Below are 13026 nucleotides of genomic sequence, written 5' to 3' on the forward strand. Positions count from 1 at the left end.
CTGGACGTTGGCGTAGTCGGCGCCGAACAGTTGCTTGGCGCGGTCGATGGCCAGTTGCTCGACGATATCCACGTATTCGCAGCCGCCGTAGTAGCGCTTGTGCGGATAACCTTCGGCGTACTTGTTGGTCAGCACCGAACCCTGGGCTTCCATCACCGCCGGGCTGGTGTAGTTCTCGGAGGCGATCAGCTCGATGTGCTCTTCCTGGCGCTGGGCTTCCTGCTCCATCGCGGCAAAGAGTTCGGCATCGTAGCGGGCGAGGGTCAAATCACGGCTGAACATGGCGGTCCTCATAAGGATCGGTGCTGGGAAAAGGCGCGCATTCTAACCCATGCGGCGGGTGCTGGCACATGAAAGGCCATCATGTCGCGGACAAGCGGCGCTCAAGCGCGCCGCACGGCGGCTCAGCCCTCGTTGAACATGAACAGCACATCGCTGGCGTAGAGCATGCCGAACTGCTCGGCGGGCATCGGCCGGCCGAACAGGTAGCCTTGCACCTCGTCGCAGCCGTGCTCGCGAAGGAAGTCCAGCTGGGCCTGGCTTTCCACGCCCTCTGCGATCACCATCAGGTTCAGGCTGTGGGCCATGGCAATGATCGCCCGGGCGATCTGTGCGTCCTGTTCGCCGTGGGGCAGCCCGTCGACGAAGCTGCGGTCGATCTTCAGCACGTCGATGGGGAACTGCTTGAGGTAGTTCAGCGAGGAGTAGCCGGTGCCGAAGTCGTCCACCGCGATGGCCAGGCCGAGGCGCTTGAGCCCGGAGAGGATCTGCATGGCCTCGGCGACGTCGCTCATCAGGATGCTCTCGGTCAGCTCCAGCTCCAGGCAGGCCGGCGGGATGCCTGTCTCGTAGAGGATCGCGGCGATCCGCTCGCCCAACTGGCCATCGGCGAACTGCCGTGCCGAGAGGTTCACCGAGACCTTCGGCACCCGCACCTTGGCCTTGTGCCAGCTGCGCAACTGCTTGCAGGCTTCCGCCAGCAGCCAGTCGCCGACCTGGGCCACCAGGCCGATCTCCTCCAGCACCGGAATGAACTCGCTCGGCGGAACCAGTCCGCGGCGCGGATGCTGCCAGCGCAGCAGGGCCTCGGCGCCGGTCAGGCGGCGGCCGTCGCCGGTGAACTGCGGCTGGTAGTGGAGGACGAACTCGCCCAGTTCAAGGGCGCGGCGCAGGTCGCTTTCCAGTTCCAGGCGCTCCAGGGCGCGGGCGTTCATCTCGGCCTGGTAGAACTGGAAGTTGTTCTTGCCCATCTCCTTGGCGTGGTACATCGCGGTGTCGGCGTTCTTCATCAGCAGGCTCAGTTCGGCGCCGTCCTGGGGCGACAAGGCCACACCGATGCTGGCGGTGACGAAGAATTCACGGCCTTCCAGGGTGAATGGCCGGGCCAGACGGCCGAGGATCAGCTCGGCGACCTGGATCGCCCGTTTCAGGGCGATCTCGCGGTCGCCCTGGGAAGGCAGCAGCAGGGTGAATTCGTCGCCGCCCATGCGCGCCACGGTATCGTCCTGGCTGACGCAGGCGCTCAGGCGGGTCGCCACTTCCTGCAGCATGCGGTCGCCGGCGGCGTGGCCGAGGGAGTCGTTGATCGGCTTGAAGCGGTCGAGGTCGAGGAACATCAGCACCACCCACTGGCCGTTGCGCTCGGCCTGCTGCAGGGCGGTATGCAGACGGTCCTGGAACAGCGTGCGGTTGGGCAGGTGGGTGAGGGCGTCGTAGTAGGCCAGGCGGTGGATGCGCCGCTCGCTGGCCTTGCGCTCGCTGATGTCGCTGAAGAAGCAGACGAAGCTGACCAGATCGCCTTCCTCGTCGCGCACCGCGGTGATGCCGACCCAGGACGGATAGAGCTCGCCGGTCTTGCGCTTCTGCAGGATCTCGCCTTCCCAGCTGCCGCTGTGCTGCAGGCTGGCGAGCACGTGCTTGAGCTGGTTGGCTTCCTGGCGGTCGGCGGTGAGCAGGCGCGGCTGCTGGTCGAGCACATCGGCCGGGCTGTAGCCGGTCAGGCGCGAGAAGGAATCGTTGACCTGGACGATGTAGCCGGCCGGGTCGGTGACCATGATCGCCGCCGTGGAGTGTTCGAATACCGTCGCCGCCATCCGCAGCTCGCGTTCGGCGCGGCGCTGCTGGCTGATGTCGCGGGCGATGCCGAGCAGGCCTTCGAAGCGGTCGTGTTCGTCCCACATCAGGACGATCCGCAGTTCGATGGGAATCTTGCGGCCGTCGGCGCGCAGGCAGTCGAGGGCGAACAGATGCTGGCCAGGGTTTTCCCGCAGCTCGGCGAGCTTCTGGCGGTCGCCGATGGCGTGCCGCACGCGGCGCAGCAGGCCGTTCAGGCGGCCGAGCTGGCGCGGGTTGGTGGCGGTCTGGTGGAGGCCGTTGAGCAGCGCCCATTCCGGGCTGTAGCCGAACACATGTTGTACCGAGGGGCTGACGTAGCTGGCGTTGAGCTCGGCGTCGGTGGAGAAGATCACGTCGCTGATGTTTTCCGCCAGCATGCGGTAGCGTCGGCCGTTCTCGCGTAGTGCGTTGTTCGCCTCGACGGTGAAGGTGATGTCCTTGGCCACGCCGATCAGGCGCGCCACGCGACCGCTGCGGTCGCGGCTGAAGGCCTGTTCGCGGATATCGAGCCAGTGCCAGCGGCCGTCGCGGTGGCGCCAGCGCAGCTGGCTGTCGAGCAGCAGGCCGTCGCCGACCACATGCTGCAGGTTGCGGATGCGCCAGTAGTATTCCTGGTCGTCGGGGTGCAGCAGGGTTTCCCAGAAGTTCTCGCCCATCCGCGCCAGTTCTTCCTGGTTGTAGCCCAACTGCTGGCCCAGGTGATGGTTGCTGAAGATCACCCGGCGCGCGTGCAGGTCGTGGATGTAGAGGGTGTCGGGCACCGCCTGGACCGCATCCGACCAGAACTTCTCGCGCTCGATCAGCGACAGTTCGACTTCCTTGCGACTGGTGACGTCGGACAGGCTGAGTGTCACCGCATGCCATTCGCCGGGGTTTTCCGGAAGGCGCAGTTGCAACCACAGGTGTCGCGGCGTGCTCTTGTCGCAGCGCAGCGTGGCTTCCAGTTCGAGTACCGGCCGGCGTTCGATGAGCGCCTCGATCACCTGCAAGCGCAGGCTGTCCGGTTGTAGCGGGCCGTGGTCGAGCAAGCGCTGCCATGCCTGTTCGGTGGAATCGATCTGCAGCAGGCGGCGACTGACATCGTTGATCTCGGTGATGCGGATCCGCTCCAGCAGCGCCTGCTGGCGCCCGGGTTCGCCGGCGAGCCAGGCGCGCAGTGCGGCGCAGCTGTCCAGGCCCTGCTCCACCAGAGCCTGGCGCAGGGCGGAGAGGTCGAGCACGCAGAGGGCCACGCCGACCCCTTCGAAGATGTCCTGGTAGCGCCGCCGGGTTTCCTCCAGGACGCCGAGGGCGTGCTGTTCCTCGGTGACGTCGCGCAACACCCAGACCTGCCCGCCCTGGAGGATCTGCTCGCGGAGGGTCCAGGCCTGTTCGGCGAGCGCCGGATAGCTGGCCAGCGGATGGCGGCTGAGGGTGAACGTCCGCGGTTCGCCGCGCACCCGCAGCGGCAGCAGCTCGCTACGGGTCTCGCCGTCGCCACCGGCGTCCGTCAGCCAGCCTGGCTCGAGGTCCGGCAGCAGGCCCAGCAGGTGATGCTGGCGGGCCTGGGCCGAACTGATACCGAAGAGGCGTTCGGCCTGGGGATTGAGGTAGCTGAGGCGGCCGTCGGCGCGGGTCACCAGCACCCGCTCGTCGATCGCCGCCAGTGCCGTGGCGGCCTGGCGCAGGCTGCGCTGCGAGGCCAGGGTCATGGCGCGCAGGCCTTGCTGCTCGCGGTGCAGGCGCAGCAGCATGTACACGGTGACGCCGACCAGCAGGAGGAAGATTGCCAGCTCGCCGCCGATTCCCGGCAGCAGGCCGAGCCGCACCCGCGTGCTGTCGTAGAGCCCGCGAAGCTGCCAGTCGCTGTTGCGCAGCGGTTCCACGCCGAGGGTCTGCATGTCCTCGAGCAGCGCCGTGCTCCCCGGGGTATGCCAGAGCACCCGTCCGGCGTATTGGTCTTCCAGGCGCCAGAGCAGGTTGCCGATGGGCAGGTCGGGACTCCACTGGGCGAGGCTGTCGCTGGCCAGGTGCAACAGCCAGAAGCCACTGTCGCGGCGGCTGCCGGGTTCGCGCAGGGTCAGGTAGAGGGATTCGCCGTCGCGCGGGTCGAGGCAATAGTGGTAGAGGCCGGAGCCGGCGTGCTGGCGCAACTGCTCGGGCAGCGTCGTTTCCGGCGACGGGCTGCCCGTCTGCGGGGCGCCGTCCACCCATTGCAACTGGCGGACCTGCGGCAGCGCCTCGCTGATGCGCGGCAACAGCCTGCCCTGGATCTCGCTACGTTCGCTGGGGGGCACGCCGGGCAGCAGGGCGAGGGCGGTGCGTGCCTTGAGTTCGAGGGTCAGGGACAGGCGGTCGTTGAGACGATCGAGCTGGGCCGCGGCTCGCTCGTGTTCGAAGCGTTCCTGCTGGCGCAGCTCCTGGCTCATCTGCCAGAGCAGCAGGCCGAGCATCAACAGGACCAGCAACAGCAGGCCAGCCTTGGCTGCCGGTCGGTCGGGTACGGTCAGTGGGTCGCCGGCGGGAGGCGGCGACGGGGTTAGCGAGGGGGTCGACACTGACCGGAATTCCTGGGGGAGGTGTGATTCGGTAGACAGTTAGGATGCCCGGAAGCAAGGCCAAGTGCCAGTATCGCCGACGAGCGTCACGGTCCTTTCCGGCTGTCGAGGCACTTTGTCGCAGGGCCCGTGACGACTGATCTTCCCGTGTGCCGAGCAGGCCTCCGGGCGGCCGAAGTCGACGGCACGCCGATCGGTCCGTGCCATGCGCCGACGAGAGGGGCGCCGCCGCGGGCGCGAGGGTCAGGAGCGAGCCGGATTGGAGGCGCCATGGAGGAACATCTGCTCCAGGGTATGCGCGGAATTGGAGCTGGCCGCCCGTCCGCGACGTTCCGCATCGACCATGCCGTAGACCAGGGTGATGAACAGTTCGGTGAACACGGCCGCCGTGATGTCGATGCGAAACACGCCTTTCTGCTGTCCGCGCAGGAAGAAGGCGTCCAGCGCTTCCAGGTAGGACTGCCAGCGTGCGCCTTCGCCGTACGGGTCGAGGAAGTCCGGGCGGTACTGGAATACCAGGAATACCAGCAGCTCGCGGTGGGTGAGGTGTTCCTTGATCAGGCGCTGCAACGCCTCCAGAGGCTCGGCATGTTCCAGGTCGCAGGCCTGGATGATCTGGTTCAGTACGGTCTCTCCGTGGTCCTCGAGCATCTGCACCAGGTTGTCCCGCGTGCCGCAGAAGCGGTGCAGGGTGGCCTTGCTTACGCCGGCCGCCTCGGCCAGTTCTTTCAGCGTCGCTCGCGGGCGGTCGACGATAGCGACTGCCAGCGCCTTGATGAGTCGCTCGTCATGGGAAATCAGGGTCATCGATGGGTCCCGGTTGGCTTTTCTGATTGTGCGCATTGTGCAGAAAACTGGCCTCGCGTCCAAAGGAATCGAGTGTCAAAAGATCATTTGAGACAATATTGACTCAATTAGATCGAAAAAGTACCATTCGATCCGTTTTCAATCAACGGTCGGGTGTGTCATGGCTGATTTGCGTGCAATAGGAAGGATCGGGGCGTTGGCTATGGCCATCGCGTTGGCAGGTTGTGGGCCGGCGGAAGAGCGACAGGAGGCCGCCGAAATGGTGTTGCCGGTGGAGGTCCTGACGGTGCAGGCCGAGCCCCTGGCGCTGAGCTCGGAATTGCCTGGGCGGATCGAACCGGTGCGGGTCGCCGAGGTGCGCGCGCGGGTGGCCGGCATCGTCGTGCAGAAGCGCTTCGAGGAGGGCGCCGACGTCAAGGCTGGCGACCTGCTGTTCCAGATCGATCCGGCACCGCTGAAGGCTGCGGTGTCGCGCGCCGAGGGTGAGCTGGCGCGGAACCGCGCGGTGCTGTTCGAGGCGCAGGCGCGGGTACGTCGCTACGAGCCGCTGGTGAAGATCCAGGCGGTCAGCCAGCAGGACTTCGATACCGCCACCGCCGACCTGCGCAGCGCCGAGGCGGCGACCCGCTCGGCCCAGGCCGACCTGGAGACCGCGCGCCTGAACCTCGGCTACGCCTCGGTCACTGCGCCGATCTCCGGGCGCATCGGCCGCGCGCTGGTGACCGAGGGCGCGCTGGTCGGGCAGGGCGAGGCGACGCTGATGGCGCGTATCCAGCAGCTCGATCCGATCTATGCGGATTTCACCCAGACCGCGGCCGAGGCCCTGCGCCTGCGCGACGCCCTGAAGAAAGGCACCTTGGCCGCCGGCGACAGCCAGGCGCTGACCCTGCGCGTCGAAGGGACGCCCTACGAGCGCCAGGGCGCGTTGCAGTTCGCCGACGTGGCGGTGGATCGCGGCACCGGCCAGATCGCCCTGCGCGGCAAGTTCGCCAACCCCGACGGGGTCCTGCTGCCGGGCATGTACGTGCGCGTACGTACGCCCCAGGGCATCGACAACCAGGCGATCCTGGTGCCGCAACGGGCCGTGCACCGCTCCAGCGACGGCAGCGCCCAGGTGATGGTGGTGGGCGCCGACGAGCGCGCCGAGGCGCGCAGCGTCGGTACCGGCGTCATGCAGGGTTCGCGCTGGCAGATCACCGAGGGCCTGGAGCCGGGTGACCGGGTCATAGTCGGCGGCCTGGCTGCGGTGCAGCCGGGGGTGAAGATCGTGCCGAAGCCGGATGGTGCCCAGGCGCAAGCCCAGTCACCTGCGCCGCAACAGTAAGGGCGGGTTCGCCCCGAGGATTTTCCGATGTCCGAATTCTTCATCAAGCGGCCGAACTTCGCCTGGGTGGTGGCCCTGTTCATCTCCCTGGCCGGCCTGCTGGTCATTTCCAAATTGCCGGTAGCGCAGTACCCCAATGTCGCGCCGCCACAGATCACCATCACCGCCACCTATCCCGGCGCCTCGGCGAAGGTGCTGGTGGACTCCGTCACCAGTGTGCTCGAGGAGTCGCTGAACGGCGCCAAGGGCCTGCTCTACTTCGAGTCGACCAACAACTCCAACGGCACCGCCGAGATCGTCGTCACCTTCGAGCCGGGCACCGATCCGGACCTGGCCCAGGTGGACGTGCAGAACCGCCTGAAGAAAGCCGAGGCGCGCATGCCGCAGGCGGTGCTGACCCAGGGCCTGCAGGTCGAGCAGACCAGCGCCGGTTTCCTGCTGATCTATGCGCTCAGCTACAAGGAAGGCGCTCAGCGCAGCGACACCACCGCCCTCGGCGACTACGCCGCGCGCAATATCAACAACGAGCTGCGGCGCCTGCCGGGCGTCGGCAAGCTGCAATTCTTCTCTTCCGAGGCGGCCATGCGGGTCTGGATCGATCCGCAGAAGCTGGTGGGCTTCGGCCTCTCCATCGACGACGTGAGCAATGCCATCCGCGGGCAGAACGTGCAGGTGCCGGCCGGCGCCTTCGGCAGCGCACCGGGCAGTTCCGCGCAGGAGCTGACGGCGACCCTGGCGGTGAAGGGCACCCTGGACGATCCGCAGGAGTTCGGCCAGGTAGTGCTGCGCGCCAACGAGGACGGCTCGCTGGTCCGGCTCGCCGATGTCGCGCGCCTGGAACTCGGCAAGGAGAGCTACAACATTTCCTCGCGACTGAACGGCACGCCCACCGTGGGCGGGGCGATCCAGCTGTCGCCCGGGGCCAACGCGATCCAGACCGCTACCCTGGTGAAACAGCGTCTCGCCGAACTGTCGGCGTTCTTCCCCGAGGACATGCAGTACAGCGTGCCCTACGACACCTCGCGCTTCGTCGACGTGGCCATCGAGAAGGTGATCCACACCCTGATCGAAGCGATGGTCCTGGTGTTCCTGGTGATGTTCCTGTTCCTGCAGAACGTCCGCTACACCCTGATCCCGTCCATCGTGGTGCCGGTGTGCCTGCTGGGTACGCTGATGGTGATGTACCTGCTGGGGTTCTCGGTGAACATGATGACCATGTTCGGCATGGTCCTGGCGATCGGCATCCTGGTGGACGACGCCATCGTCGTGGTGGAGAACGTCGAGCGGATCATGGCGGAGGAGGGGATTTCACCGGCCGAGGCCACGGTCAAGGCGATGAAGCAGGTGTCCGGCGCCATCGTCGGCATCACCCTGGTGCTTTCGGCTGTGTTCCTGCCGCTGGCTTTCATGGCCGGTTCGGTGGGGGTGATCTACCAGCAGTTCTCGGTGTCGCTGGCGGTCTCGATCCTGTTCTCCGGCTTCCTCGCCCTGACCTTCACCCCGGCGCTGTGCGCCACGCTGCTCAAGCCCATTCCCGAAGGGCACCACGAGAAGCGCGGCTTCTTCGGCGCCTTCAACCGTGGCTTCGCCCGCGCCACCGAGCGCTATTCGCTGCTCAACTCGAAGCTGGTGGCGCGTGCCGGACGCTTCATGCTGGTGTACGCCGGCCTGGTGGCCATGCTCGGCTACTTCTACCTGCGCCTGCCGGAAGCCTTCGTGCCGGCGGAAGACCTCGGCTACATGGTGGTCGACGTGCAACTGCCGCCTGGCGCTTCGCGCGTGCGCACCGATGCCACCGGCGAGGAACTCGAGCGCTTCCTCAAGTCCCGCGAGGCGGTGGCTTCGGTGTTCCTGGTCTCGGGCTTCAGCTTCTCCGGCCAGGGCGACAATGCCGCGCTGGCCTTCCCGACCTTCAAGGACTGGTCCGAGCGAGGCGCCGAGCAGTCGGCCGCCGCCGAGATCGCCGCGCTGAACCAGCACTTCGCGCTGCCCGACGACGGCACCATCATGGCCGTGTCGCCGCCACCGATCGACGGCCTGGGCAACTCCGGCGGTTTCGCCCTACGCCTGATGGACCGCGGTGGCCTCGGCCGCGAGGCCTTGTTGCAGGCCCGCGATACCTTGCTCGGCGAGATCCAGACCAACCCGAAATTCCTCTACGCGATGATGGAAGGCCTGGCCGAAGCGCCGCAGCTGCGCCTGTTGATCGACCGGGAGAAGGCCCGCGCCCTGGGGGTGAGCTTCGAGACCATCAGCGGCACGCTGTCCGCTGCCTTCGGCTCGGAGGTGATCAACGACTTCACCAATGCGGGGCGCCAACAGCGGGTGGTGATCCAGGCCGAACAGGGCAACCGGATGACCCCGGAAAGCGTGCTCGAGCTGTACGTGCCTAACGCTGCTGGCAACCTGGTACCGCTCAGCGCCTTCGTCAGCGTGAAATGGGAAGAGGGACCGGTGCAATTGGTGCGCTACAACGGCTACCCGTCGATCCGCATCGTCGGTGACGCCGCGCCCGGCTTCAGTACCGGCGAAGCCATGGCGGAAATGGAGCGCCTGGCCGCGCAGCTGCCGGCCGGCATCGGCTACGAGTGGACCGGCCTGTCCTATCAGGAGAAGGTCTCCGCCGGGCAGGCCACCAGCCTGTTCGCCCTCGCCATCCTGGTGGTGTTCCTGTTGCTGGTGGCGCTCTACGAGAGCTGGTCGATCCCGCTGTCGGTGATGCTGATCGTGCCGATCGGGGCCATCGGCGCGGTGCTCGCGGTAATGGTCGCGGGTATGTCCAACGACGTGTATTTCAAGGTCGGCCTGATCACCATCATCGGTCTTTCGGCGAAGAACGCGATCCTCATCGTCGAGTTCGCCAAGGAACTCTGGGAGCAGGGGAATAGCCTGCGCGACGCCGCCATCGAGGCCGCGCGCCTGCGCTTCCGGCCGATCATCATGACTTCCATGGCGTTCATCCTCGGCGTGATACCCCTGGCCCTGGCCAGCGGTGCCGGCGCGGCGAGCCAGCGTGCCATCGGCACCGGAGTGATCGGCGGGATGCTCAGCGCCACCTTCCTCGGCGTGCTGTTCGTACCTATCTGCTTCGTCTGGCTGCTGTCGCTGCTGCGCAGCAAGCCGGCACCCATCGAACAGGCCGTTTCGGCCGGGGAGTGAACGAGATGCGCAAACCTGCTTTCGGCGTATCGGCGCTGCTGATCGCCCTGACCCTCGGCGCCTGCTCCATGGCGCCGACCTACGAACGTCCCGTCGCGCCGGTGGCCGACAGCTGGAGCGGTGCCGCCGCCCAGCGCCAGGGCGCGGCCATCGATACGCTGGATTGGAAGAGTTTCATCGTCGATGCCGAACTACGCCGCCTGGTGGACATGGCCCTGGATAACAACCGCTCGCTGCGCCAGACCCTCCTGGATATCGAGGCGGCCCGCGCGCAGTACCGAATCCAGCGCGCCGACCGGGTTCCGGGCTTGAACGCCGCCGCCACCGGCAACCGCCAGCGGCAGCCGGCCGACCTGTCCGCCAGCAATCGCTCGGAAGTGGCCAGCAGCTATCAGGTCGGGCTGGCCCTGCCGGAGTACGAACTGGACCTCTTCGGTCGGATCAAGAGCCTGACCGACGCAGCCCTGCAACAGTACCTGGCCAGCGAGGAGACAGCGCGTGCGGCACGGATCGCCCTGGTCGCCGAGGTCAGCCAGGCCTACCTGAGCTACGACAGCGCCCTGCGGCGCCTGGCGCTGACCCGTCAGACCCTGGTCAGCCGCGAGTATTCCTTCGCCCTGATCGACCAGCGCCGCGCGGCCGGCGCCGCCACCGCGCTGGACTACCAGGAAGCCCTTGGCCTGGTGGAGCAGGCGCGCGCCGAGCAGGAGCGCAACCTGCGGCAGAAACAGCAAGCATTCAACGCGCTGGTGCTCCTGCTGGGTAGCGACGATGCCGCGCAGGCGATTCCGCGGAATCCGGGGCAGCGGCCGAAGCTGCTGCAGGACATCGCTCCCGGCACGCCGTCCGAGCTGATCGAGCGACGCCCGGACATCCTTGCCGCCGAACATCGTTTGCGGGCGCGCAACGCGGACATCGGCGCGGCGCGCGCGGCGTTCTTCCCGCGCATCAGCCTGACCGGCAGCTTCGGCACCTCCAGCGCGGAAATGTCCGGCCTGTTCGATGGCGGTTCGCGCTCCTGGAGCTTCCTGCCGACGCTGACGCTGCCGATCTTCGCTGGCGGGCGCAACCGTGCCAACCTGAGCCTGGCCGAGGCGCGCAAGGATTCGGCGGTGGCCGCCTACGAGGGGACCATCCAAACCGCCTTCCGCGAGGTCGCCGACGCCCTGGCGGCCAGCGATACCCTGCGTCGCGAAGAGAAGGCCCTGCGCGCCCTGGCGAACAGCAGCAACGAAGCCCTGAAGCTGGCCAAGGCCCGTTACGAGAGTGGCGTCGACAACCACCTGCGCTACCTCGATGCGCAGCGCAGCAGCTTCCTCAACGAGATCGCCTTCATCGACGGCAGCACCCAGCGGCAGATCGCCCTGGTCGACCTGTTCCGCGCGCTCGGTGGAGGCTGGGACGAGGGACGGAGCCTGGTGGTACATCGAGGCGGCAGGAGTTGACCGGGTAAACGTCTGGGAAACGGCGCTAGCGGCTGGCGACTGCCCGCTCAAGGGTAGGCAGGTTGTGCGGGGTTCGACGCGCCACGCAGGAACAGCTCCTCCAGCGTGGCGGACAACCCGGCGCTGGCCGCGCGACCGCGGCGCTCGGCATCGACCATGCCGTAGATCAGGACGATGAAGAGTTCGCTGAAGGTCGCCGCGCTGATATCGATACGGAACACACGCTTCTGCTGGCCGCGCAGGAAGAAGGCGTCCAGGGCCTCGATATAGGACTGCCAACTGGCGTCCCCATGCCCGGCCTGGTGTCCCGGGTTCTGCTCGAACATCAGCAGCGCCAGCAGATCGCGCTGGGCGAGGTGTTCCCGGATCAGCTCGCGTAGCGCGTCCCGCGGCTCCAGTCGCTGCAGGGCGGCGCTATGGGTGAGGCGTTCGAGGGTACTCCTGGCATGGCTTTCCAGGCGCCGCTTGAGACCTTCGCGGGTACCGCAATGACGGTTCAGGGTTGCCCTGCTCACTCCTGCCAGTTCCGCCAGTTCTCCCATGGTGGCGCGCGGATGACTGACCATCGCGGTGGCCAGGGCGTTGAGCAGACGCTGGTCTTGAGACGACGGGGTTGGCGCTGGGTCGAGACTGTCCCTGTGCGGCGAGTCGGGTAGCTGGGCGGGTCTGGGAGCGAATGTCATTTTTGAGGATTTTTTGTTCTTTTTGAGACTGATTTGGATCAATTGTAGCAAGGTGGATCTACCCACGCCTTGCTTCGCGTCAGGTCTTGAGAGGCCGCACCATGGCCGCGAGCAGTGCCAGGCCCACCCAGACCCCGCGCGGGGCGATGGTGGTCGCCTCGTTCGGGCAGAACGCCTTCGACAGGACGAGGGTCGCGGAGATGGTAAAGGCGGCCAGTACGCTGCTCAGCGTCACCGTAGCGACCTGGAATCGGACGGCGAACATTCGCCGGCGAAGCGCCTCGCCCCACGAAAACCGGGGTGGCTGGCCAGCTTTCTCTCGGTCTGTCATATACTTGGCCGAGTTTTTTTCCTTTTCTTCATGAGGTGCTCGTTTTGGCTCAGTACGTCTACACCATGCATCGGGTCGGCAAGATCGTTCCGCCCAAGCGTGAAATCCTCAAGGACATCTCCCTGTCGTTCTTCCCCGGCGCCAAGATCGGCGTGCTCGGCCTGAACGGCGCGGGCAAGTCCACCCTGCTGCGGATCATGGCCGGCGTCGACACCGAGATCGAAGGCGAGGCCCGGCCGATGCCGGGGATCAACGTCGGCTACCTGCCGCAGGAGCCCAAGCTGGACCCGCAGGCCACCGTGCGCGACATCGTCGAAGAGGCCGTCGGCCAGATCAAGCAGGCCCAGGCGCGGCTGGACGAGGTCTATGCTGCCTATGCCGAGCCGGATGCCGACTTCGATGCCCTGGCCGCCGAGCAGGCCAAGCTGGAGGCGATCCTGCAGGCATCCGACGGACACAACCTGGAGCGCCAGCTGGAAGTCGCCGCCGACGCCCTGCGCCTGCCGCCGTGGGATGCCAAGGTCGAGCACCTGTCCGGCGGCGAAAAGCGCCGCGTAGCGCTGTGCCGCCTGCTGCTGTCGGCTCCCGACATGCTGCTGCTGGACGAACCGACCAACCACCTGGA

General features: G+C 66.9%; 8 protein-coding genes and 1 pseudogene. 4 read left to right on the forward strand and 5 right to left on the reverse strand.

All coding sequences use genetic code 11. The annotated features are described in order from the left end of the window. The 3 genes and pseudogenes from glyA to nfxB form a co-directional block, all read right to left on the reverse strand. A pseudogene (glyA, locus tag HMPREF2886_RS04875) lies at nucleotides 1-282 on the reverse strand (serine hydroxymethyltransferase); the annotation flags it as partial. Between the two features lie 122 nt (nucleotides 283-404). Then, nucleotides 405-4652 carry a cyclic di-GMP receptor MorA gene (gene morA / locus HMPREF2886_RS04880; protein ID WP_070746900.1) on the reverse strand — a complete coding sequence of 1416 codons (4248 nt, stop codon included), beginning with the start codon at nucleotides 4650-4652 and terminating at the stop codon, nucleotides 405-407. A gap of 243 nt (nucleotides 4653-4895) precedes the next feature. Continuing rightward, on the reverse strand, nucleotides 4896-5459 hold the full coding sequence (nfxB, locus tag HMPREF2886_RS04885; protein ID WP_033972951.1) for an efflux pump transcriptional repressor NfxB: 564 nt from the start codon (nucleotides 5457-5459) through the stop codon (nucleotides 4896-4898). 160 nt (nucleotides 5460-5619) lie between these two features. On the opposite strand from nfxB, the gene mexC reads away from it, so the two are divergent. The 3 genes from mexC to oprJ are packed head-to-tail and all read left to right on the forward strand — an operon-like array spanning nucleotide 5620 to nucleotide 11387. After that, nucleotides 5620-6783, forward strand: coding sequence for a multidrug efflux RND transporter periplasmic adaptor subunit MexC (gene mexC / locus HMPREF2886_RS04890; RefSeq protein ID WP_033983530.1), 1164 nt, complete (start codon nucleotides 5620-5622; stop codon nucleotides 6781-6783). A 27-nt stretch (nucleotides 6784-6810) separates the two neighbouring features. Further along, a complete protein-coding gene (gene mexD / locus HMPREF2886_RS04895; RefSeq protein ID WP_070746902.1) occupies nucleotides 6811-9942 on the forward strand; it encodes a multidrug efflux RND transporter permease subunit MexD in 3132 nt (1043 codons plus the stop codon). Between the two features lie 5 nt (nucleotides 9943-9947). After that, nucleotides 9948-11387 (forward strand): multidrug efflux transporter outer membrane subunit OprJ, encoded by a 1440-nt coding sequence (gene oprJ, locus HMPREF2886_RS04900; RefSeq protein WP_042168446.1) that lies wholly within the window; start codon nucleotides 9948-9950, stop codon nucleotides 11385-11387. A gap of 47 nt (nucleotides 11388-11434) precedes the next feature. Here oprJ and escR read toward each other — a convergent pair whose 3' ends face one another. Both escR and HMPREF2886_RS04910 read right to left on the reverse strand, forming a co-directional pair. Beyond that, nucleotides 11435-11953, reverse strand: a complete 519-nt coding sequence (gene escR / locus HMPREF2886_RS04905; protein ID WP_033976365.1) for a TetR/AcrR family transcriptional regulator EscR — start codon at nucleotides 11951-11953, stop codon at nucleotides 11435-11437. 196 nt (nucleotides 11954-12149) lie between these two features. After that, on the reverse strand, nucleotides 12150-12335 hold the full coding sequence (locus HMPREF2886_RS04910; protein ID WP_177344442.1) for a hypothetical protein: 186 nt from the start codon (nucleotides 12333-12335) through the stop codon (nucleotides 12150-12152). A 110-nt stretch (nucleotides 12336-12445) separates the two neighbouring features. Between HMPREF2886_RS04910 and HMPREF2886_RS04915 the strand changes: the two genes are divergently transcribed. Further along, nucleotides 12446-13026 (forward strand): ATP-binding cassette domain-containing protein (locus tag HMPREF2886_RS04915; RefSeq protein ID WP_139148391.1); only part of this gene is annotated, 581 nt, incomplete at its 3' end.

It is taken from the genome of Pseudomonas sp. HMSC066A08 (assembly GCF_001813025.1).
Taxonomy (GTDB): domain Bacteria; phylum Pseudomonadota; class Gammaproteobacteria; order Pseudomonadales; family Pseudomonadaceae; genus Pseudomonas; species Pseudomonas aeruginosa.

Bases quoted from the DNA above. Each gene is read 5' to 3' on its own strand.
- nfxB (WP_033972951.1), bottom strand. From the start codon at position 5,459: ATGACCCTGATTTCCCATGACGAGCGACTCATCAAGGCGCTGGCAGTC.
- mexC (WP_033983530.1), top strand. From the start codon at position 5,620: ATGGCTGATTTGCGTGCAATAGGAAGGATCGGGGCGTTGGCTATGGCC.
- mexD (WP_070746902.1), top strand. From the start codon at position 6,811: ATGTCCGAATTCTTCATCAAGCGGCCGAACTTCGCCTGGGTGGTGGCC.
- oprJ (WP_042168446.1), top strand. From the start codon at position 9,948: ATGCGCAAACCTGCTTTCGGCGTATCGGCGCTGCTGATCGCCCTGACC.
- escR (WP_033976365.1), bottom strand. From the start codon at position 11,953: ATGGTCAGTCATCCGCGCGCCACCATGGGAGAACTGGCGGAACTGGCA.
- HMPREF2886_RS04910 (WP_177344442.1), bottom strand. From the start codon at position 12,335: ATGTTCGCCGTCCGATTCCAGGTCGCTACGGTGACGCTGAGCAGCGTA.